The sequence below is a fragment of the Streptomyces sp. yr375 genome (genome assembly GCF_900110755.1).
Lineage (GTDB): Bacteria > Actinomycetota > Actinomycetes > Streptomycetales > Streptomycetaceae > Streptomyces.
This window is the reverse complement of sequence record NZ_FOFF01000009.1, coordinates 199456-220954: the sequence shown is the minus strand read 5'-3', so window position 1 is coordinate 220954 and position 21499 is coordinate 199456. Positions and strand designations below refer to the sequence as shown.

The window sequence follows — 21499 nt, the reverse complement described above, 5'->3', positions numbered from 1 at the left end:
CGCGCCCCGGCCGGGCACAGTCGCCGGTATGAGACTTCTGGTGCTGGGCGGTACGGAGTTCGTGGGACGGGCGGTCGTCGAGGCGGCCCTCGGGCGCGGCTGGGACGTGACGGTGTTCAACCGGGGGCGGCACGCGCCCGCCCCCGGCGTCCGCCCACTGACCGGCGACCGCACCGCGCCCGGCGGCCTCGACACGCTGGCCGCCCCCGGTGAGGGGGACTGGGACGCCGTCGTCGACACCTGGTCGGCGGCCCCCCGCGCGGTGCACGAGGCGGCGCGGCTGCTGCGGGGCCGCGCCCGCCGGTACGTGTACGTGTCGAGCTGCTCGGTGTACACCTGGGCCCCGCCCGCCGGATACACCGAGGACGCGCCCGTCGTCGAGGGCGCCGAACCCGAGGCCGACGCGACCGACTACGCCCGGGACAAGCGCGGCGGCGAGCTGGCCGTCGTCGACGCCTTCGGCGCGGACGCCGCCGTCCTCGTCCGGGCCGGGCTGATCCTCGGCCCGTACGAGAACATCGGCCGGCTGCCCTGGTGGCTGACCCGGATCGCGCGCGGCGGCCCGGTCCTCGCGCCCGGCCCGCGCGAACTGCCCCTCCAGTACGTCGACGCCCGTGACCTCGCCGCGTGGATCCTCGGGGCGGTCGAGCGGGAGTCGAGCGGCCCGTACAACCTGATGAGCCGTCAAGGGCACGCCACCATGGGCGAGTTGCTGGAGGCCTGCGTCCGGGCGACCGGCGCTGCGGCCGAACTGCGGTGGACGGCCCCGGAGATCGTCCTCGGCGCGGGCCTCGCGCCGTGGACCGAGCTGCCCGTATGGGTGCCGCCGGGCAGCGACATGCACGACGCGCTCCACGCGGCCGACGTGTCACGGGCGTTGGCGACGGGCCTCGCCTGCCGTCCCGTCGAGGAGACCGTCGCCGACACCTGGACCTGGCTGCGGTCGATCGGCGGCACGGCACCCCGCCGCCCGGACCGACCGACCCTGGGCCTGGACCCGGAGAGGGAAGCGAAGGTGCTCGCGGCGGGCACGAGCATCGCCGGAAGCTCGGCCGGGGGTGTATCTGGCACCACCCCCTGACCGGGGGTCCCGGCCCCGTGCCCGTCGCGCGTGGCTCGGCCAGACTGGCCGTATGAACACCAACACGAAGAGCAGCGACGGGCGTTCGAGGGCTCGGGGGATGGCCATCGCCGCCGGGCGGGGGCTCGGGCTGGCCGTGCTGGCGCTGCCGGCGGCCGTCCTGGGCGTCACCCTCTCCCTCGTGTCCTTGGCGCTGATACCAGCCGGGATCGGGATCGTCACCACGCCCCCTGTGGTCAAGGGGGTGCGCGCCTACGCCACTTGGCGGCGGACGCTCGCCGAGCGGTGGGGCGGGGTGCGCGTCCCGTCGGCGTACCGGCCGCTGCCCGCCACCACGAACCCGTGGACGCTCACCCTCGCGCTGCTGCGCGACCCGGCGACCTGGCGGGACCTGCGCTGGCTGCCGGTGGACATGACGGCGGGGTTCCTGACCGCGCTGCTGCCGCCGCTCCTGCTCGTCTACCCCCTGGAGGGGTTCGCGCTGGCGGCCGGCGGGTGGCGGGCCGTGACGGACGCAGGGCACGGGCCGTACTGGTACGCCTTCGTGCCGGTCGCCGGGCAGGGCACCGCGCTCGCCGCCGGCGCGCTGGGCGCGGTCGTCCTCGTCGCCGCCCACCGGTACACGGTGCGCGCGCTGCACGCCCACTTCCGTCTCACCCGCGCCTTCCTCTCCCCCAGTCAGGCCGAACTGGCCGAGCGCGTACGGGTGTTGACCGAGACCCGGCGGGACGCCGTGGACACCTCGGCCGCCGAACTGCGGCGTATCGAACGGGACTTGCACGACGGGGCGCAGGCTCGGCTGGTGGCGATGGGCATGGACCTCGGCACCGTCGAGATGCTGCTCGACAAGAACCCGGCGAAGGCCAGGGAGCTCCTCGCGAAGACCCGCGAGTCGTCCGCCGAGGCGCTCGCCGAACTGCGCGACCTGGTGCGCGGCATCCACCCGCCGGTGCTGGCCGAACGCGGACTGGGCGACGCCGTAAAAGCGTTGGCGCTGCGGCTGCCGGTCGCGACGGAGGTGACGGTGGAGCTGGGAGCGGGCCGCGCGGAGGCGCCCGTGGAGTCGGCGGCCTACTTCGCGGTGAGCGAGGTGCTGACCAACGCGGTCAAGCACTCCGGCGCCGACCGGATCTGGGTCGACCTGCATCACACGGACGGCCGGCTGCTGGTCTCCGTCACCGACAACGGCAGGGGCGGCGCGGTGATCGGGGCGGGTTCGGGGCTGGCCGGGGTGGAACGGCGGCTGGGTACATTCGACGGCGTCCTGGCCGTCGGCTCCCCCGCCGGCGGTCCCACCATGGTGACCATGGAGATCCCTTGCGTGTTGTCCTAGCCGAGGACCTGTTCCTGCTGCGGGACGGTCTCGTCCGGCTGCTGGAGGCCTACGACTTCGAGATCGCCGCCGCCGTCGAGAGCGGGCCCGAACTCGCGCGGGCCCTCGCCGAATTGGAGCCGGACGTCGCCGTGGTCGACGTCCGGCTGCCGCCGACGCACACCGACGAGGGCCTGCAGTGCGCGCTCGAGGCCCGCCGCCGCAAGCCCGGGCTGCCGGTGCTGGTCCTCTCCCAGCACGTCGAGCAGTTGTACGCACGGGAGTTGCTCGCCGACGGCACCGGCGGGGTCGGCTATCTGCTGAAGGACCGGGTGTTCGACGCGGAGCAGTTCGTGGACGCCGTACGGCGGGTCGCGGCGGGCGGTACGGCGATGGATCCGGAGGTGATCCGGCAACTGCTGGCCCGGCGTTCGGGCGACGGGGAGGGGCCGGTGGACCGGCTCACTCCGCGCGAACGGGAAGTCATGGAACTGATGGCGCAGGGCCGGTCGAACGCGGCGATCGCCGCCAAAATGGTCGTCACCGAGCGGGCGATCGCCAAGCACACCGCCAATATTTTTCTGAAGCTCGGTTTGGAGGTCTCCGACGACGACAACCGCAGGGTGTTGGCGGTGTTGGCCTATCTGGACCGGGGTCGGTGAGCTGTGCAACCGCTGTGTACTGTGTGTGCGTTGGGGCTGGTTTGTCTTACGGAGCTCTCATCTATTTCCGAGAAGGCTGAACACCTCTGGGGCGACGTTCGTAAATGAGGGAGCAGCTTCACTCCTGTCGGGCGCCTCGATGCTGCCCCGCAAGGAAGTCAGAGGAGTTCCATGGGACGCAACATACGTAAACGCCGTTCGTCGATGGCCACGAAGGCCGTGGCAGCATCGGCGGCCCTAGCGCTCGGTGGGGGCGGGCTGATCTGGGCGAACTTCTACGCTTCGGCGCACGAGTCGAACAACTCAGGTCAGAACCAGACCAAGGCCGCCACCGCGGGCGCGCAGGTCGCCACCATCTCCTGCCCAGATGTGGGGCAGAAGCTGACGAACGTTCCGAACGGGGCGAAACAAGGCGTAGCGACCGAGCTGGCGAACCTCGACAAGCAGATCACCGAGGCTTACACGCGGCTCGCGTCGACCCGCCAGGCTCAGGCCAATGACTCCGGGTTCGTGCAGAACGCGATCACCGGCCCCCTCAAGGAGAAGAGGGCGGCCACGATCGACCGGATCCGGATCAACGTCCAGCGTTCCGGTGGTCAGTTCAACAACCAGCTCAGCCAGCTCGCGGCCTGCACCACGCAGGGCGCGAACACCAACGCCGGGCAGGCCGGTAACGGTCAGCAGAACAACGGCGGCAACGGCCAGCAGAACAACGGCCAGGGCCAGAACAACAACGGTCAGAACAACGGCCAGAACAACGGCGGCCAGCAGAACAACGGCGGCCAGAACAACAACGGCCAGAACAACGGCCAGAACAACGGTGGCCAGCAGAACAACGGCAACAACGGCCAGCAGCAGAACGGCCAGGGTGGCAACGGCCCCGTCGCCGCGGACTTCGTGGACATCACGAAGGTCCAGGGCAACGCGCAGTTGGGTGTCGGCCAGAACGGTCTCCCGGCGAACGGCAACAGCGGTTCCAAGGGCAGCTTCACGTCGAACTGCGGCACCAACGGGAACGACAACCACAACACGGACAACGTGATCGTCGCCCCCGGTGTCAAGAACGGCGCGCACCACCTGCACGACTACGTCGGCAACCAGAACAACGACGCCTTCGCGAGCGACCAGGACCTGGAGAACGGCGGCACGAGCTGCCAGAACCAGGGCGACAAGTCCTCGTACTTCTGGCCGGTGCTGCGTCTCCAGAACGGCACGCAGGACTTCGACCAGAACGACGACGGTGGTGGCAAGGAGGGCAACGTCGGCCAGATCCTCCAGGCCTCCCAGGCGCAGCTCAAGTTCGTCGGCAACAAGAAGGGCAAGGTCGTCGCGATGCCGACGGCCCTGCGCATCATCACCGGTGACGCCAAGGCCTTCGTCAACGGCAACGCGAACGCCAACGTGAACTGGAGCTGCACCGGCTTCGAGAACAAGGTGCAGTTGCACGACCAGTACCCGATCTGCCCGCAGGGCAGCCAGGTGGTGCGCACGACCAACTTCCAGAGCTGCTGGGACGGCAAGAACATCGACAGCGCCAACCACCGTACGCACGTGGCGTTCGTCCAGGCGGACGGCACCTGCGCCAACGGTTTCCAGGCGATCCCGCAGCTCCAGGTCCGACTGGTCTACAACGTTCCGGCCCCGAAGCTCCAGAACGGCACGGTGGTGAACCCGTACGCGGTGGACACCTTCCCGGAGAACCTGCACAAGCCGGTCACCGACCACAACGACTTCATCAACTTCTTCTCCACGAACACGATGAACCAGATGGTCAACTGCATCAACACCGGCAAGAACTGCAAGTAGGCACGTAGCACAACAGCACGAAAGGCCGGCGGTGAGGATTCCTCACCGCCGGCCTTTCGTGCTGCCCGCCTTTTGTGTTGCCGGCTTTCGTGTTGCCCGCGTTGTTCAGTGAGCTCAGTGAGCGGAGTGCGACGCGCCGTCCGAGGCCTCCTGGGAGGCGTGCGCGGAGTGGTCCGTGCCCTCCTCGATGTCGCCGCCGAGCGTCTTGCGCAGCGAGGTGACGGTGCTGGTCTCCTCGCCCACGGCCACCCACTTGCGGCCGACCAGGTAGTGACCGCCGTAGTCCTTGGCCCCGTTGATCCACTCGCGCTGGCCGCGGTCGGTGGCGAAGGTCAGCAGGATGAACTTGCCCGCGGTGGTCTTGCACAGGGCCTGCCGGAGTTCGTCGGCGTCGGTCTGCATGTTGGGCGTGCACTTCACCTCGGCGGCCAGGTGCTCCAGGCTGCCGGTCGCGGCCACCGGCACGCTGTCCACCTTCACGGCCGTGCCGCCGCCGGAACCGCAGCCCGTCAGCGCCAGCGCCGCCGCGGCGGCGGCTGCCGCCACGAGCATCGATCGGGTCACCTTCATGTGTGTTCCTCCCTGCAAGAGCCTCCCTGGGGATACGGCTCCCGCGCGCGGTGCGCTCAAAATACCGGTGCCCCACCTGGCACGCGCGTGCGAGGGTGGGCCGGTGAACCAAGACTGGGAAGATCGCGTGACCGCCGCCTGGGCCACCTTCGACGACTATCCGCAGGAGCGGGCGGCCGAGTTCCGGGCCGTGATCGACGCGCTCGTCGCCGAGCTTCCCGGGGGCAGTCCGCTGGGCCTCTTCGAGCAGGCCTGCGCCTGGGACTCGACCGGCCACTCGGACCGGGCGGCCCCGCTGTACCGGGAGGCCCTGGCCCGTGGCCTCGGCGACCTGAGCGGCTACAAGGCCCGCCGCGCCAAGATCCAACTCTCCAGCTCGCTGCGCAACATCGGCCAAGCCGACGAGGGCGTCAAGCTCCTCACCCCCGAACTGGACGCCCCGTCCGACGAGTTGGACGACGCCGTACGCGCCTGTCTGGCGCTGTGCCTGTCCAGCCTGGGCCGCGACCGCGAGGGCCTGTCGCTGGTGATCGGCGCGCTGGCCCCTCATCTGCCCCGCTACCAGCGGTCGATGGCCGCCTACGCGCGGGCGCTGGTCGAGGACGCCGACGCGGGCTGACCCGTTCGGCGGTGACCATCGCCCGCGTCGCTCGTTCTGCTGGGCGTGCAGTCACAGGATGTCGCCCCGCGCCCCGCACCCGGTTCCGCAGCCGACCGGATCGTCGACGTCGAGCAGGCCGAGGCCGCGCTCGTCGAGCACTACCCGCGTCTGGTCCGGCTCGCCTATCTGGTGCTGCCCCCAGGCCTCGGCCGCGGCCGGCGCGTCCTCACCGCCCACGCCCTCGCCCAGCGCGCGCTGCCCCGCCGCCGCGCCGCCGCGCCCGTCGTCCCGGCCCAGTCCACCGGCCGCGACGGCGACCCCGGGTACGCCTACGTCCGCCTCCAGGTGGTGCGTACGGCGCTGGAGGCGGGGCTGCCGCTGCGGCTGCGGGCGTGGCCCAAGCGCGCGCAGCTCCCGCCGCTGCTCCCCCAGGCGTGGGGCCTGCGGCTCTTCCCGCGTTCCGGCAGCGCCGACGAACTGGCCCTGGACCAGCGGCTGTCCGCGCTGTCCGGCCCGGCGCGCGCCGCCTACGTCCTGCGCGGCCTCGAGAAACTCCCCGACGGCGAAGTGCGCGAAGTGCTGACCGAGGCGGGCGTCGACGACGTGGCCGGCGCGCTGCGCGAGGCCGGTCAGATCCCCGCCGCGCAGTACGCGCTGCTCGACTCCCCCGAGTTCGACCCCTGTTCGCTCCAGGCCCGGCCCACCGACCTGATGCGCCGCCGCCAGCACACCCGGGCGGCGCTCGCCGCCGCGGCGGCCCTCGCGGTGTGCGGCGCCCTGGTCGCGCTGCCCGGCGACGGCTGGGGACCCGACGGCGCGGCCGCCCCGGTGTACGCGCAGAACCCGGCCGCCGAGGCCGCGCTCGACCCCGGGCGGCTGGTGAAGGTCTCCCCCGCCGCCTGGAAGACGTCCCCGCGCACCGACTTCTCGGCGTGGCCCGCGCGCGGCCCGCTCACCGGCGACACCGCGCTGCTGCGCCGCGCCCTCGCCGTGTGGGCCCGCCCCAGCGAGAAGGTCCGCGTCTCCGCCACCCCGGAGACCCCCTTCGGCGGCCCCGCAGGCCCGCCGCAGCTCCTGTACGCGGGCGACGTCGACAACGCGCGCGTGGTGATCCTCTACGACGGTCTGCGCATCGCCCGTTACGCCGAGCCGAAGGACGGCACGGCCGGGGCGGCCCTGGACTTCGCGCGGGTCGACGGCGCGACCGGCGCGGAGGCGGGCGCGCTGGTGCTGGACCGGGCCGACGGCAACGTCCGCTATCTGACGGCCCCCTGGGTGACGAAGGCCGGCGCGCGGGACCTGTCGAAGCCGGGCGCCGGGGTGCTGCGCCTGACGCTGACGGACGGCATCACCTCACCGCTGGCCAGCCCGGCCACCCAGACCGGCGCCTGCACGACGTGGAACGTGCTCCAACTGACCGACGCCACCGGCAGCCACCTCCTCAGCGACCTCGGCGAACTCGTCCCCGCCCGCCTCACCGCGGGCCGCCCGGCCGCGCCCGGGGAGGCGACCGGCCCGGAGGCGCTGCGGACCTGGGCGCCGTTCGCCTGCTCGCTGGCCGACGCGCGCGGGCAGGGCGTACGGACGGTCAACGCGTGGGCGTACACGCGGCAGCGACTGCCCGACGCGAGCGGCTCGGCGGCCTGGGTGTGCACCCGCGCCGAGACCTGGCGGGGCGACGGGAGCCGGGTGCTGGCCCAGTTCCACACGCCGGGCGGGCTGTTCGGGGCGGCCGTGGCGAAGGCCGGGGACGTGCCGGCGTGCGGACCGCGCGATCCGCACGTACTGGCCGGGGTGCTGTGGAAGTCGAAGGGCGGCCACTGGTACCTGCTCGCGGCCGGCGACAAGGCGACGGCGTCCATCCGGTCCACGGGCGGCGTACGCGGCTCGGGCGAGGGCAACCTGCTGACGGTGCCGGCGAAGCAGGGCGCGCAGGCCGGCCTGGAGGGGAAGCTGACGGACGGGCGGTCGGTCAGCGGGCTGCGCTGAGCGGTCGTCCGCGAAGTCGTCGCGCGGGGGTTCACCTGCGCGCTACCCGTCAGTACATTGACGTCATGTCCAACAAGCCCGCGCCGGAAGACCGGGTGCCCCTCACGGCGCGCAAGGTGTCCTTCGCCTGGGAGGGCACCCCGCTGCACTGGGTGCCCGGGGACCCCTTCACCACGCACACCATCAACGTGCTGCACCTGCTGCTGCCGGCCGGTGAGCGGTGGTTCGTGCACGTGTACAAGCAGGTGCTGCCGTACATCCGGGACGAGCGGCTGCGGGCGGACGTCATCGGGTTCATCGGGCAGGAGGCGACGCACGCGCAGGCGCACGACGAGGTGCTGCCGCATCTGCGGGAGCAGGGGCTCGACCCGACGCCGTACACCGCGCAGGTCGACTGGTTCTTCGAGCGGCTGCTCGGCGACCGTGCCCTGCCGCCGGGGCGGGCCCGGCGCTGGTGGCTGATGGAGCGGGTGGCGCTGATAGCGGCGATCGAGCACTACACGGCGTTTCTCGGCAACTGGGTGCTGAACGCGGGGGAGTTGGACCGGCGGGGCGCGGACCCGACCATGCTGGACCTGCTGCGCTGGCACGGTGCGGAGGAGGTGGAGCACCGGTCCGTCGCGTTCGACCTGTTCACGCATGTCGACGGCGGCTACCGGCGGCGGGCGCGGACCTGGGCGACGGCGTTCGCGGCGCTGGTGTTCCTGTGGCAGCGCGGCACCCGTTTCTTCATGGCGAACGACCCGACCCTCGTCGACGGCCGCGCCTCCTTGCGGGAGTTTTACCGGCGCGGCAGGCAGGGCACACTGCCCGCGACCGGTGACCTGCTGCGGTCCGTTCCGCGCTATCTGAGCCGCGCGTACCACCCGTCGCAGGAGGGGTCCACCGAGCAGGCGGTGGCCTATCTGGCCTCTTCGCCCGCCGCGCTCGCGGCTCTCGCGGCGCTCGCCCCGGAAGAGGGGGCCCGCTGATGCCGAGGCCGCTGACCCTGGTCACCGTCGCCGGTGCGGCGCTGTTCGCGCGGCTGGCGCTGCGGCGTCGGATCCGGGTGTCGCCGCTGTGGCCGATGCCCGCGCTGGCGGAGCCGGTCTCCGGGCGGCCCCGGTCGCGGGCGCTGCGGCTGCGGGTGGCCGCGCGGGCGATCGTCGCCGAGGGGGTCGTCCAACTGCGCCTGGAGGGCGGGCGGTTGCCGGGCTGGGAGCCGGGGGCGCATGTCGATCTGGTGCTGCCGTCGGGGCGGGTGCGGCAGTACTCGCTGTGCGGGGACCCGGCGGACTCCGCCGCCTACACGGTCGCCGTCCGGCTCGTGGCGGAGGGGCGGGGCGGGCGCGGCGGCTCGCGCGAGGTGCACGAGCTGCTGCGGGAGGGGAGCGAGGTCGAGGTGCGGGGGCCGCGGAACCGTTTCCCGCTCGTCGCCGCGCCCTCGTACGTGTTCGTCGCCGGGGGCATCGGGATCACGCCGCTGCTGCCCATGCTGCGGGCGCTGCCGGAGGACGCCCGGTGGCGGCTGGTTCTCGCCGGTCGGACACGGGCCTCGATGCCGTTCCTGGCGGAGGTCGAGAGACTCGGCGGGGACCAGGTGACGGTGGTGGAGGGGCGGCCGGATCTCGACGCGCTGCTGACGGACCTGCCCGAGGGGGCGGCCGTCTACTGCTGTGGTCCGGAGGGGCTCATGGCGGCGGTGGCGGAGCGGGTGCCGCATGTCCGGCTGGAGCGGTTCGCGCCGGGTTCGCTCCGTGACGGCACCGCCTTCGAGGTCGAACTGCGGCGCAGCGGGCGGGTGTTGACCGTCCCCGCCGACTCGACCGCGCTGGCCGCCGTACGCGCCGCGTTGCCGGACACCGCCTACTCGTGCGAGCAGGGTTTCTGCGGGACCTGCCGGCAGCGGGTGCTGGCCGGCGAGGTGGACCACCGGGACGAGTTGCTCGGCGACGCGGAGCGCGCCGACTCGATGCTGCTCTGTGTCTCGCGGGCGCGAAGTCGACGCCTGGTGCTGGATATGTGACAGAAACAAGGTGAACGTCTGATCCGGTCCGGTCCGTTGGCGTCCGGATCCGATCGGTAAGGTATTCGTATGACTACCGGGGTTCGTCGCAGAATGGGAGTCGAGGAGCGTCGGCAGCAGTTGATCGGCGTCGCCCTCGAACTGTTCGCCCAGCGCTCGCCCGACGAGGTCTCCATCGACGAGATAGCCGCCGCGGCGGGCATCTCGCGGCCCCTCGTCTACCACTACTTCCCCGGCAAACTCAGCCTGTACGAGGCCGCGTTGAAGCGGGCGTCGGAGGATCTGGCGAGCCGGTTCAGCGAGCCGCGCGAGGGGCCGCTCGGTGCCCGGCTGCGGCGCGTGATGCACCGGTTCTTCGACTTCGTCGACGCGCACGGCCCGGGCTTCTCGGCCCTGATGCGCGGCGGCCCGGCGGTCGGCTCCTCGACGACGAACGCACTCGTCGACTCCGTACGCCAGATCGCCTACGAACAGATCCTGTCGCATCTGGGCATCACCGATCCGCCGGCGCGGCTCGAACTGATCGTCCGCTCGTGGATCTCACTCGCCGAGTCGACCGCGCTGATCTGGCTGGACGGGCGGCGCATCCCGCGCGAGGAGCTGGAGGTGCAGCTCGTGCGCGACTTCGCCGCGCTGACCGCCGTCGGCGCGGCCTACGACGACGAGCTGCGGACGCTGCTGCGGCCGATGCTGGGCGGCGAGCCGGCCGACGGCCCGTTCGGGGACCTGGCCAACCGGCTCATCGCGCTCGCGTCCTGAGCCCGGCCCGGTGCGCCGGTCCTAGCTCTCGTGCTTGCGGTACGACGGGTCGAGGTCGCGGACCTCGGCGGAGGCGTGCAGCACGAACGTGTCGTCCTTGACGTGCTCGCGCAGCAGCTCCAACACGGTCTCGGTGAGCTTCGCCTTCGTCTCGTCGGTGCGGCCGGCGAGCAGCCCGAGCGTGACGTGGACGACCGCGTGCCGCCGGTCCTCGGGGTCGTCGTAGCCGAACGCGGTGAAGTCGGACGGCCGGAACAGGGTCTTGCAGGCCTCCGGCTTGGCGGCGGCGATCTCGACCACCGAGGTGTGCAGGGCCCGCGCGAACCCGGACCGGTCGAAGGCGGACTCCATCGTGGTCGAGTAGTCGACGCTGATCTGCGGCATGGGCACTCCCGTTCTAGGAACAGACTGCGCTCAGCCTAGTTCGTCAGCCGCAGGGCCAGCATGGCGATGTCGTCCTCCCGGTCGTGGTCGAAGCAGGTGAGGAGGGTGTCGCAGAGGGCGTCCAGGCCCGGCATGGCGCCGGTGGCCGCCGCGCGCAGGTGCTCCATCGAGACGGCGAGGTCGGTGCCCCGGGTCTCGATCAGACCGTCGGTGACCATGAGGAGCCGGTCGGTGGGTTCGAGGAACAGTTCGGTGGGGGCCGGGTGCGGCACGCCCAGGCCGAGCAGGGGGCCGGCCGCCTTGGCGTAGTCGGCGTCGCGGGTGTCGCGGGTGCCTCGGACGATCAGCGGCGGGATGTGCCCGGCGTTGGCGATGCGGGTGCGGCCGGTGGCGGGGTCGATCAACACCAGGCAGACGGTCGCCGTGGCCTCGGGGTGGTAGCGCCGCAGCATCCGGTCGAGACGCTCGGCGAGCACGGCCGGGTCGCTCTCGTCGACGCAGTAGGCGCGCAGCGCGTGCCGGATCTCGACCATCACGGTGGCCGCCTCCAGCGAGTGCCCGACGACGTCGCCGACCGCCGCCAGCACCCCGTCCCCGGTGTTCAGGGCGGCGTAGAAGTCGCCGCCGATCTCGGTCTCCCGGGACGCGGGCACATAGCGGACGACGACGTCGACGCCCGGCAGCTCGGGCAGCCGGTGCGGCTGGGGCAGGAAGCTGTGCTGGAGGGTGAGGGCGACGTGCCGTTCGACCTGGTACATGAGCAGCGGCTCGGCGGCGAGCACGGCGGCCTGGGCGAGCCGGGCGAGCAGGGACTCGGTCTCGGGGTCCACCCGGCGGACCCCGCGGGTGGGGGTGGCCAGGCACACCGAGGCCCGGCCGTCCTGGGTGGGGATCAGCACCAGCCGGGCGTCGTGCCGCACCTGCGGCCGGAAGAACCCGGCGGGCCACTGCGGCGCGGGCACGGTGGTGATCCGCACCCCCGCGTGCCCGGCCGGCCCGTGGCCGAGGCGGCGCAGCAGGGCGGCGACGGCCCGGTGGGCGCCCGCGTCCGGCAGCGCGAGGGTGGTGCGGTTGCGGGAGAGCGCGCGGTACAGCTCGTCGTCCGGGCCGAGGACGAAGACGGCGGCGGGCGCGCCGGTCAGCCGCGCTGCGCCCTCGGCGGCGGCGTCGGCGAGTTCCTGCGGGGAGCGCGCCGCCTGGATGGTGACGATCGCCTCCGACAGCACCGTCAGCCGCCGCGTCGCCGCCTGGTCGTCGGCGCGCAGCCGGGCGGCCCGCACCGCGGCCCGGACCACGGCGTCGATCTCGGCGGGCTCGGCGGGCATCGCCAGATGGGCTTCGCCGCCCGCCTCCAGCCCCTCGGCGCGCTCGCCGGGGGCCGGCTCACCGGCCGAGAAGTGCACGACGGGCAGACCGGCCATGTGCGGCCGGGCCTTGAGCCGGCGGCACAGCTCGAAGCCGCTCATGTCGGGCAGGTCGAGGCCGACGAGCGCCACGTCCGGCAGCGCGCCCTTGCGCCGCCGGACGTCCAGTTCGACGAGCGCCTCGGCGCCGGTGCCGACCGCGACGACCTCGTGCCCGGCCCGGCGCAGCACCGCGCCCAGGGCGAACCGGCCGGCCGACGTGGGGTCCACGACGAGCACGGTCGTGCCGGTCCGTCTGCCGCTGACGTCCATGTGCCAACCCTCGGACTCGACCCTTGGACTGAACTCCTCGGAGCAGACCTGGTTCAATACCTGCTCCACCAAGCCTGCTCCACCAAGGTAGTACCCCTGTCTAGGGCGTCCGGGAGAACACCGCCACGGTGCGGCCCGGCACGGTGAAGGTGCCCGAACTCGCCGCGTACGACGACGACTTGACGGTGGCGTCCGCCCCCGCCGCCTGGACCGGGTGCAGTCGGTATGCCGACCCGGCGAGCGCGTCGACGGTCTGCCGCTGCGCGGTGGGCGTCGCGTTGAAGACGACGACCAGGTCGCCGAGCCGCATGGTGACGACTCCGGGTGTCTCGTCCTTGCCGGACAGCGGGAAGGACAGCGCCGACTGCACCTGCGCGGCCGTCGCGAGGGAGAACACCGGCTCCGTCGCATGGATCCGCAGCAGGTCCAGGTAGGCGGCGGAGGTCGCGGTGATCTGTGGGCAGCCGACGGTGACGGTGGTCAACAGGGGTTTGGCGTAAGACCACTTGGACGCGTTGTCGGCGGCCGGCGGTAGTCCGTGCCCGAAGCCGTTGCCTGCGGCGCAGTTCCAGTGGATCGCGTTGAACCAGTCGCCGCTGTCGTAGGAGTTGCGGTCCAGGGACTTGGAGCGCAGCAGGTCGCTGCCCGCCTGGGACAGCGCGGGCCCCTGGGAGAGGGCGGCGGTGGCCAGCGCGAGGACCTGCATACGGGCGCGGTCGGCCGCGGAGGTGCCGGCCGGCAGCTTGTAGGCGAGGGCGTCGAACAGGGACTCGTTGTCGTGCGCGTCGACGTAGGCGAGGGCGTCGCCGGGCGCGGCCGCGTAGCCCGCCGGGGCGCCGTTGTAGTCGACCTCGGCGCCGGTGACCTCCTTGCCGTCGGTGTCGGTGAAGCGGTAGGCGGCGAGGTCTCCGGACAGGCCGACCTTGACGAGGTCCTGGTAGTGCAGCAGCCGCGCCTTCTGCTGCGCCGAACTGCCGTTGGCGGTCGATGAGTTGGGGTCGGTGTAGAGCCCGGAGGCGAAGCCCTGGACGCCGGGGTCGTCGTCGAACGGCCCGCCGCCGCGTACGGCGTCCCGGGCCCGGTCGGAGAACGTGGCGATGCCCGTGCCGGCCATGTTCTGCTGGGTGGCCTGGACGAACCGGGCGTCGTCGGCGACCTCGCCGAAGTTCCAGCCCTCGCCGTAGAGGATGATCCGCTTGCCGTCGACGCCGTCCTTGGCGGGCGTCAGCGCGTCGAGCGCCTTGCGCACGGCCAGGATGTTGGCCTTCGGCTGGTGCCCCATGAGGTCGAAGCGGAACCCGTCGACCTTGTACTCCCTGGCCCAGGTGACGACCGAGTCGACGACCAGTTTGCCCATCATCGCGTTCTCGGTCGCCGTGTTCGCACAGCACGTGCTGGTGGCGACCGACCCGTCGGCGAGCAGCCGCTGGTAGTAGCCGGGGACGATCCGGTCCAGGACGCTGGCCTGCGCCTGCCCGCTCGCCGCCGTGTGGTTGTAGACCACGTCCATGACGACCCTCAGCCCGTCCCGGTTGAGCGCCGCGACCATCTTCCGGAACTCGACCGTACGGGCCGTCCCGTCCGGATCACTGGCGTACGACCCCTCGGGGACCGTGTAGTGGTACGGGTCGTACCCCCAGTTGTAGGCGTCCTTGGCGGCGCTCGCCGTCACGCACTCCTGCTGGCGTTCGGAGGCCGCCGGGTAGGCGGCGAGGTCGCAGTCGGTGGCCGTCTGGTCGGCCTTGTTCTCGGGGATGGTGGCGATGTCGAAGACGGGCAGCAGATGGACGTACGACGTGCCGGCCGCCGCCAGTTGCCGCAGGTGCTTGGAGCCGTCGCTGTCCCGGTCGGTGAAGGCCAGATAGCCGCCCCGGTCCTTGGCCGGGACCGTCGGGTCGGCGACGGAGAAGTCGCGGACGTGCAGCTCCTGGATCCGGGCGGCCCGCAGCGGCACGGCCTTCGGCTTGCGCAGCGCCGACCAGCCGCTCGGCGCGAGGGACGTGTCGTCGAGGTCGACGACCAGGCTGCGCGCGGAGTCGGTGGTGAGGGCGACCGAGTAGGGGTTGGTGACCTTGTTGGTGACGACCTTGCCGACACTGGGCGCCCACACGGTCACGGCGTACCGATAGGCCTTGTTCCGCCAGGACGTGGGGCCGGTGACGGACCACACTCCGGTCGCGTCGTCGCGCCGCATCGGCACGGTGGAGCCGTCGAGTTCCAGTGCCGCCCGCTGTGCCGTGGGTGCCCAGACGGCCAGTGTGGGACGGCCGTTGTGGAAGGTCGGGCCGAGCCGCGCCTTGGTCGCGTGGGCGGCGTACAGGTCGTCCAGCACGCCCGCGAGTTGCACGCCCGTCGCGGCCAACACCGCGCCGTTCGCGGCCCGTTGGGTGGCGACGACCTGGCCGGTGAGCGCCTCGCGCACCCGGTCCCGGTCGCGCGGGTCGACGGACCACGCGGTGTAGGCCTTGAGGTGCGGGAACTTGGCCTTCTGGGCGTCGGTGAGGGCGGTCCTCGTCAGCCGCAGCCACTTGGCGGCTCCGGTGAGCCTGCCGTCCGCGACCTTGATCAACCCCTCCCCGCTGTACAGGAGTTGGGTGGAGGCGGCGGCTTCGGAGCCGTTCCAGGCGACCGTGTTCCGGTCGATCCAGACCGCCTTGGCGGTGGTCAGGTCCAGCGCCGCCGCAGCAGCGGCCGGCTGCGGCAGCAGGTACTTCTCCTGGCCGTTCAGCAGCCACACCTCGTGGCCGTTCGCCGTGAGGTCGAGCGACTGATCGGCGGGGAGGTCCTTCTCGTCGCCCTTGTGGAGGACGTAACTCAGGCTGGTGGCACCGGTGTTGAGCGGCACCTCGAAGACCGCGCCGTAGGCGTCGGTGCGCACCGGCTTCAGCGGGCTCGACCACTCGGTGGGGTTCGCCGCGCCCGTCCAGACGTGCAGCCCCCAGCCGTCGTAGTCCCCGTCGGCGCGGTGGTAGTGCAGGACGGCCTTCGTGGCGTCCGGGGCCGGAAGGCCGTCGGGCCGCTGCGTCCGTACGGCCTCCTTGCCCTGCTCGATCCAGACCTCACCGGTCTTCGTGACGTCGATCGTGCGGTCGGCGGCGACGTCCTTGACGCCGTTGCGGTCGACGACGACGAAGCCGACGTTCGCCGCGCCCGGCTTCAACTTGACGTAGGCGAAGGCCCCGTAGGCGTCACGGCCGACGAAGGGGTGACCGTCCGGGAAGGTGGTCGACTCGCCGTCGGCCAGGTCGCCCGTCGCGTACAGACCCCAGTCGGTGTAGTCGCCGTCGGGGCGCTGGTAGTGGACGATCGCGTAGTCCCGGGAGGAGGCGGTGGGGGTCTCCTCGGCGGGCGGGGTACCGGTGACGGAGTCCGCGCTCGCACTCGCCGTGCGCCCGGCCGAGTCGACGACAACGGCCTTGTAGCGCAGGGCTGTTCCGGCCGGGAGGGCCGCGTCGATGCTCTGCGTGACCTTGTAGGGGGTGTGGTCGGCGGAGCCCAGCGTCCGCCACTTGCCGTTGCCGGTCTGGGCGGCGAAGACGACCCGGTTGAGCTGCCCGCCGTCGACGTCGGCGGTCAGCTCGACGGTGCCGGTCGCGCCGGCGGCGGGGGCGTGCAGGGTGATGGTCGGCTCGGTGGCGGGGGCGGGCGGCTTGCGGGTGGCCTTGAGGACGACGGCCGAGCCCGCCGGGACGGTCACCGTGATCTTCTTGTCGGCACCGGTGGTCGCCGACTCGTGCGTGCCGTAGATCCCCCGGAACACCGTGTTCGCGAAACCGGTTTCGAAGGTCGCCTCCGACGCCGTACCGGCGTTGTTGAAGGCGACGACGTACTCGGTCGTATCCGTGCCCGTGCCCGTGGCCTTGCTCTTGCCGCTGCTCGTGCCGTTGCGGGAGAAGGCGTAGACGCCGGGGCCGTCGGCCGCGTAGCGCTCGGTCTGGACGCCGTCGGTGAGGGCGGGGTTCGCCGCGCGGAGCTTGGCGAGGGCGCTGATCTGGCGGTACAGCGGGGCGGCGGTGTCGTAGGCGTCGCTCGCGTGGGTGCGGTCGGTGCCGATCTCGTCGTCGTCGAGGTAGTCGGGCGTCTTCGAGGCGAACATCGTCTGGCGGGCGTCCTTGTCGCCGCCGGAGCCGGTGAAGCCCTGCTCGTCGCCGTAGTAGACGACCGGGTTGCCTCGGCTGAGGAACATCAGCTCGTTGGCGAGCTGGTCCTTGGCGAGGATCTGCGCGTCCGTGGCGTTGGGGTTGTCCTGCTCCAGGAAGTAGCCGATGCGGCCCATGTCGTGGTTGCCGAGGAAGGTGACCTGCTCGTACGCGTTGGCCTTGTCGGTCGTGTACTTGTAGTCGTCGGCGAAGACCGAGGCCAGCTTCCGCGCGCTGCCGCCCTGGGAGGCGTACTGCCGGGCCGCCTCCTGGAAGGGGAAGTCGAGCGTGGCGTCCAGGCGGCCCTGGGTGACGTACGGGGAGGTGATGTTCGTATCGGCGGAGTAGACCTCGCCGAACATGAAGAAGTCGTCGCGCCCCTGCTTCTTGGCGTACGCGTCGAGCGCGGTCGCCCACTGCGTCCAGAACCCCATGTCCACGTGCTTCACGGTGTCGATCCGGAAGCCGTCGACGTCGAAGTCCCGCACCCAGCGCTGGTAGATCTTCTCCATCCCGGTGACGACCTCGGGACGCTCGGTCCACAGGTCGTCGAGCCCGGAGAAGTCGCCGTACGTCGTCGACTCACCGGCGTAGGTCGAGTCGCCGCGATTGTGGTACATCGTCGGGTCGTTGAGCCAGGACGGGACCTTGGCGTTCTTCTTCGCGGCGGCGACCGTCGGGGTGCGCGGGAAGGAACCGGCGTCCACGGCGGGGAACTTCCGGCCGCCGGCCGCGTAGTCGGCGTTGTCGAAGGGCTCGCCGTCCTTGGTCAGATACGGGAACGCGCCCTTGGACAGGTAGTCGTAGGACTTCTCCTGGTAGTCGACGACGTCGGCGGTGTGGTTGGTGATGACGTCGAAGAAGACCTTCATGCCCTTGGCGTGCGCCTTGGAGATGAGGGTCTCCAGGTCCTTGTTGGTGCCGAAGTGCGGGTCGACCTGGGTGAAGTCGGTGATCCAGTAACCGTGGTAGCCGGCGGAGGCGTTACTCCCCGTCCCCTGCACGGGCTGGTTCTTGAAGATCGGGGCCATCCACAGGGCGGTGGTGCCGAGGCCCTTGATGTAGTCGAGCTTCCTGGTCAGGCCCTTGAGGTCGCCGCCCTGGTAGAAACCCTTGTCGGTGGGGTCGTAGCCGGTGGTGAGACGTGAACCGGTGAGCCCGCCGGTGTCGTTGGCGGTGTCCCCGTTGGCGAACCGGTCCGGCATGACGAAGTAGAACTGCTCACGTGTGTCGTCGTGCCGGGCGGGGGCGGCGGCCAGTTTCGCGTCGGACGGCGGCGGGGGCGGGGCGTCCGCGTGGGCGGTGAGGGGCTGCACGAGGGCTGCGGCGAGCGCGGCGACGGTGACGGCCACGATCCGTCTTCTCGGTGTCACAGGCGGGAACTCCTAGCGGATTGCGGCTCACTTGCGCTTTTGCACTCTTGCGCTCGTCTCGGGTCCGACCCCGCGCGACCGTATCGCCGCCGCAAGTGTTACAGCAAGAGTTCCGCAACTCGTGGCAAGAACTTTCACATGATGGTGTAGGTGACGAGGGAGCGGGCCGGGACCGTGGCCGTCAGGGAGCCTCCGTCGACGGCGAGGGCCGGCTGCTCGGCGGTGTTGTGCGTGGCGTCGGTGAGGTACGGGGTCGCCGTGCCCGTCGCGATCCCCGTGTTCGGCAGGCTGAACGCCACCTGACTGGCGCTGGTGGCCGCGTTGAGCGCGACGACCGTCACCGTGCCGTCGGCGTTGCGGAACGCGGACAACTTGAGGTCGGCGTCGGGGGCGGTCGCGGCGATGCGGGTGGCGCCGGGGCGGATGAAGCGGCTGTAGTTGGCCAGCGCCCACAGCCGCTTCGACACGTGGTAGCCGTCGCCGTCCATCTGGATCAGACCCCGGGTGGCGCCGGTCGACGCGCCGTACCAGTAGACGTACCCGCTGGTGTTGCCCTTGGTGAGGGCGTCATGGACGGCGGCGGCGACGGTGAAGCCGTCGTAGCCGCTTCCGTCGTCCCAATTCTCGTTCCAGGTCGTGCCGTTGGGCGACCACTCCGACATCCAGGTGCGCTTCCGGGTGGGCAGCGGTCCGTCGACGGCGCTGGCGTAGTTGTGGCCGGTGTGGGTGGCGACGAGTCCCCGGGCCGTCGGGTCGGCCTCGATGGCGCTGCTGTAGGCCTTCTGCTGGTTCCAGCCGAAGGAGTCACAGCAAGCGACCTGGTATCCGGCCGAGTTGGCCACCGGGCCGAGGACCTTGGTGAACTCGACGGCCTGGGCGGGGGTGAGCCGCATGGAGTCGTACGTCGCCGTCCAGTCGGGCTCGTTGGTGAAGCCGAGGTCGGTGACCGGGATGCCCGCCTCACCGTAGAACTCGGCATACCGCACAAGGTAGTTGGCGTACGCCGTGCGCCAGTCGCCGCTTGCGCAGGAGGCCCCGGCGAGACCGCACAGCGTCCCGCCGTCGCCATCGGTCCCGTTGGTCTTCATATAGCCGGGAGCGGTCCAGGCGTCGGCGTAGAAGCGGTTCACCCCGTACGCCTTGGCCTGCCGCGCCAGCCACACCTGGCCCTTGTCATAGCCGTCCCACACGTACGCGGGGGTCGCGTCCGGTCCGCCGGGGTCGGTCGGCTGGATGCCCGAGTCGATGCCGAGGCGCAGGATGCTCAGTCCGGCGCCGGTGCTGCGGCTCAGCAGCAGGTCGAGGATCTCGCGCTGATGCCGGGCCGACAGCCCCTGCGACCCGTTCATGATGGCGGCCCGCCCGAAGTGCTCGGAGAACCCGAAGCCGTCGATGGGCTGGTACGTGGTCGAGCCGTCGACGACCGCCACGGGGGCCACCGCCCCGACCTCGGGCGAGGTGGCCCCCGTGACTCCGGCGACGGTGAGGAGGACGGCTGTGGAGGTCAGCGTCCATTTCCTGAGTCTGCTCAGCATGATCCGCCCAATTCCGACCGTTATGGGAGCGCTCCCAGTCAGTGCGGAACGTAGGGCGGTGTCATGAAACCGTCAACCCCACCGGAGGGAACTCAGCAGCTCGACTTGCCGGTGTAGATGGCCAGGGCCGTGTTGGCCCCGAGGGTCGCCGTGAACTGGCCCGAACCGTTCACGCTCACGGTCGTGTTGTTCTGCACGTTGCAGTACGTACCGGCGGGAAGGGAGGTCTGGTACGTCCGGCTCAGGGAACCGCTCTCGTGATTGATGGCGACGTACCCCTTACTCCCCCGCCCGAAGGCGATGGCGTCGCCCCCGTTGTCCCACCACCCGGTGACCGACTCGCCCCGCGTGGCGTTGCGGAAGGCGACCATGCGCTGGATCTCCGGCCAGGCGTGCTGGCACTTCCAGCCGTCCTGCCAACAGGCGTTCACAGCACCGCCGTTGGGCGGACCGGCGTCCGTGTCCGACCATTCGTAACCGGAGTTGATGTCCGGAGCGCCGTACGGATAGGCGAGCATGAAGACGTTGGCGAGCGTGTAGTTCGCGCCGTCCTTGTAGTTGAGGGTCGAGCCGTTGCGCTCGGTGTCGTGGTTGTCGACGAACACACCGGCGACGGAGCTGCTCAAGTACCCCCAGCCCTCACCGTAGTTCTTCAGATAGGCGAGGTTCTCGTTGTTGAAGACGCGCTTGAGGTCGAACGCGTAACGGAACTCCTGGACGTCCCCGTTGCCCGTGTACTCGGTGGGCTGGACGGCCTCTCCGCTCCCGTAGATGACCTCCTGCTTCCAGTACACGCCCGGATTCGTCAGCCGTGACTTGATGTCGGCGAGGTCGGCGGTGTCGATGTGCTTGGCCGCGTCGATGCGGAAGCCGTCGACGCCGAGGGCGAGCAGGTCGTTCAGGTACCCGGCGATGGTCTTGCGGACGTACTCCTCACCGGTGTCCAGATCGGCGAGGCCGACGAGTTCGCAGTGCTGGACGTTCCAGCGGTCGGCGTAGTTGGTCACCTGGGAGGTGCAGTCGTCGAAGTCGGCGGCGGAGTAGAGGCCCGGGTAGTCGTACTTCGTGTACGAAGACCCGCCGGTCCCGGTGCCGGCGCCGGCCGCCATGTGGTTGACGACGGAGTCGACGACGACCTTCACCCCGGCCGCGTGGCACGTGTTCACCATGTCCTGGAACGCCGTACGGTCGCCCAGCCGACCCGCGATCTTGTAGCTGACGGGCTGGTACGACGTCCACCACTGCGCGCCCTGTATGTGCTCGGCGGGCGGGGAGACCTGCACGTATCCGTACCCGGCCGGGCCGAGTGTGTTGGTGCACTCCTTGGCGACCGAGGCGAAGTTCCACTCGAACAGGACGGCGGTGACGTCCTTGACGCCGGGCGGGGAGGCGTACGCGGTGGCGGCACCGGGGGCAATGACGACGGCCACGGCGGCGGCCAGGGCGAGGGCGCCCGAAAGAGGTCTGCTGCTTGCCATGTGGGGTTCCTTCTCCATTGAAGGTTCTTGCTGCAATCTTTCAGAAACCTTGCGGTGGAGAGATGTTAAGAGGAACTTCGGCCGGCGGGGCAGAGCAGTGATGTGAAGGAACTGCAAGGAAAACGCACG

At 71.2% G+C, this 21499-nt stretch carries 15 protein-coding genes; 9 read left to right on the top strand and 6 right to left on the bottom strand.

The genetic code is table 11. The features are described 5' to 3' along the window. Positions 1-28: 28 nt before the first annotated feature. The 4 genes from BMZ82_RS12905 to BMZ82_RS12890 all read left to right on the top strand — a co-directional run bounded on the left by BMZ82_RS12905 (position 29) and on the right by BMZ82_RS12890 (position 4861). Positions 29-1081, top strand: coding sequence for an NAD-dependent epimerase/dehydratase family protein (locus BMZ82_RS12905; protein ID WP_093774999.1), 1053 nt, complete (start codon positions 29-31; stop codon positions 1079-1081). A gap of 52 nt (positions 1082-1133) precedes the next feature. Beyond that, positions 1134-2414, top strand: coding sequence for a sensor histidine kinase (locus BMZ82_RS12900; protein ID WP_093774997.1), 1281 nt, complete (start codon positions 1134-1136; stop codon positions 2412-2414). Further along, positions 2399-3055, top strand: a complete 657-nt coding sequence (locus BMZ82_RS12895) for a LuxR C-terminal-related transcriptional regulator (RefSeq protein WP_093774995.1) — start codon at positions 2399-2401, stop codon at positions 3053-3055. Before BMZ82_RS12900 ends, BMZ82_RS12895 begins: the two co-directional genes overlap by 16 nt. A 171-nt stretch (positions 3056-3226) precedes the next feature. Continuing rightward, positions 3227-4861 carry a DUF1996 domain-containing protein gene (locus BMZ82_RS12890; protein WP_093774993.1) on the top strand — a complete coding sequence of 545 codons (1635 nt, stop codon included), beginning with the start codon at positions 3227-3229 and terminating at the stop codon, positions 4859-4861. 114 nt (positions 4862-4975) lie between these two features. Here the strand turns inward: BMZ82_RS12890 and BMZ82_RS12885 are convergent, their stop codons facing one another. Then, positions 4976-5431 (bottom strand): hypothetical protein, encoded by a 456-nt coding sequence (locus tag BMZ82_RS12885; RefSeq protein WP_093774991.1) that lies wholly within the window; start codon positions 5429-5431, stop codon positions 4976-4978. A 103-nt stretch (positions 5432-5534) separates the two neighbouring features. Between BMZ82_RS12885 and BMZ82_RS12880 the strand changes: the two genes are divergently transcribed. The 5 genes from BMZ82_RS12880 to BMZ82_RS12860 all read left to right on the top strand — a co-directional run bounded on the left by BMZ82_RS12880 (position 5535) and on the right by BMZ82_RS12860 (position 10785). Further along, on the top strand, positions 5535-6050 hold the full coding sequence (locus BMZ82_RS12880; RefSeq protein ID WP_256251879.1) for a tetratricopeptide repeat protein: 516 nt from the start codon (positions 5535-5537) through the stop codon (positions 6048-6050). A gap of 45 nt (positions 6051-6095) precedes the next feature. Next, positions 6096-8021: a hypothetical protein gene (locus BMZ82_RS12875; protein WP_093774987.1), complete on the top strand. Its 1926-nt coding sequence runs from the start codon at positions 6096-6098 to the stop codon at positions 8019-8021. A 65-nt stretch (positions 8022-8086) separates the two neighbouring features. Continuing rightward, positions 8087-8992, top strand: a complete 906-nt coding sequence (locus tag BMZ82_RS12870; protein ID WP_093774984.1) for a metal-dependent hydrolase — start codon at positions 8087-8089, stop codon at positions 8990-8992. Continuing rightward, positions 8992-10026 (top strand): PDR/VanB family oxidoreductase, encoded by a 1035-nt coding sequence (locus BMZ82_RS12865; protein ID WP_093774982.1) that lies wholly within the window; start codon positions 8992-8994, stop codon positions 10024-10026. The genes BMZ82_RS12870 and BMZ82_RS12865 overlap by 1 nt, the downstream gene beginning before the upstream one ends. Positions 10027-10095: 69 nt before the next feature. Continuing rightward, positions 10096-10785: a TetR/AcrR family transcriptional regulator gene (locus BMZ82_RS12860; protein ID WP_093774980.1), complete on the top strand. Its 690-nt coding sequence runs from the start codon at positions 10096-10098 to the stop codon at positions 10783-10785. Between the two features lie 21 nt (positions 10786-10806). Here BMZ82_RS12860 and BMZ82_RS12855 read toward each other — a convergent pair whose 3' ends face one another. The 5 genes from BMZ82_RS12855 to BMZ82_RS12835 form a co-directional block, all read right to left on the bottom strand. Continuing rightward, positions 10807-11169: a 5-carboxymethyl-2-hydroxymuconate Delta-isomerase gene (locus BMZ82_RS12855; RefSeq protein WP_093774978.1), complete on the bottom strand. Its 363-nt coding sequence runs from the start codon at positions 11167-11169 to the stop codon at positions 10807-10809. Positions 11170-11204: 35 nt separating this feature from the next. After that, entirely contained in the window at positions 11205-12845 is a 1641-nt protein-coding gene (locus BMZ82_RS12850; protein ID WP_093774976.1) for a fused response regulator/phosphatase, read from the bottom strand. A gap of 100 nt (positions 12846-12945) precedes the next feature. Beyond that, positions 12946-18336 (bottom strand): pullulanase-type alpha-1,6-glucosidase, encoded by a 5391-nt coding sequence (gene pulA, locus BMZ82_RS12845; RefSeq protein WP_256251878.1) that lies wholly within the window; start codon positions 18334-18336, stop codon positions 12946-12948. Between the two features lie 155 nt (positions 18337-18491). Beyond that, positions 18492-19892, bottom strand: coding sequence for a glycoside hydrolase family 30 protein (locus BMZ82_RS12840; protein ID WP_093774972.1), 1401 nt, complete (start codon positions 19890-19892; stop codon positions 18492-18494). Positions 19893-19984: 92 nt separating this feature from the next. After that, on the bottom strand, positions 19985-21370 hold the full coding sequence (locus tag BMZ82_RS12835) for an alpha-amylase (RefSeq protein ID WP_093774970.1): 1386 nt from the start codon (positions 21368-21370) through the stop codon (positions 19985-19987). Between the last annotated feature and the right edge of the window lie 129 nt (positions 21371-21499).

What these genes read in the sequence shown, in the direction of transcription:
- BMZ82_RS12905 (WP_093774999.1), top strand. Translation starts at nt 29, where the DNA reads ATGAGACTTCTGGTGCTGGGCGGTACGGAGTTCGTGGGACGGGCGGTC.
- BMZ82_RS12900 (WP_093774997.1), top strand. Translation starts at nt 1,134, where the DNA reads ATGAACACCAACACGAAGAGCAGCGACGGGCGTTCGAGGGCTCGGGGG.
- BMZ82_RS12890 (WP_093774993.1), top strand. Translation starts at nt 3,227, where the DNA reads ATGGGACGCAACATACGTAAACGCCGTTCGTCGATGGCCACGAAGGCC.
- BMZ82_RS12885 (WP_093774991.1), bottom strand. Translation starts at nt 5,431, where the DNA reads ATGAAGGTGACCCGATCGATGCTCGTGGCGGCAGCCGCCGCCGCGGCG.
- BMZ82_RS12870 (WP_093774984.1), top strand. Translation starts at nt 8,087, where the DNA reads ATGTCCAACAAGCCCGCGCCGGAAGACCGGGTGCCCCTCACGGCGCGC.
- BMZ82_RS12865 (WP_093774982.1), top strand. Translation starts at nt 8,992, where the DNA reads ATGCCGAGGCCGCTGACCCTGGTCACCGTCGCCGGTGCGGCGCTGTTC.
- BMZ82_RS12860 (WP_093774980.1), top strand. Translation starts at nt 10,096, where the DNA reads ATGACTACCGGGGTTCGTCGCAGAATGGGAGTCGAGGAGCGTCGGCAG.
- BMZ82_RS12855 (WP_093774978.1), bottom strand. Translation starts at nt 11,169, where the DNA reads ATGCCGCAGATCAGCGTCGACTACTCGACCACGATGGAGTCCGCCTTC.
- BMZ82_RS12850 (WP_093774976.1), bottom strand. Translation starts at nt 12,845, where the DNA reads ATGGACGTCAGCGGCAGACGGACCGGCACGACCGTGCTCGTCGTGGAC.
- BMZ82_RS12840 (WP_093774972.1), bottom strand. Translation starts at nt 19,892, where the DNA reads ATGCTGAGCAGACTCAGGAAATGGACGCTGACCTCCACAGCCGTCCTC.
- BMZ82_RS12835 (WP_093774970.1), bottom strand. Translation starts at nt 21,370, where the DNA reads ATGGCAAGCAGCAGACCTCTTTCGGGCGCCCTCGCCCTGGCCGCCGCC.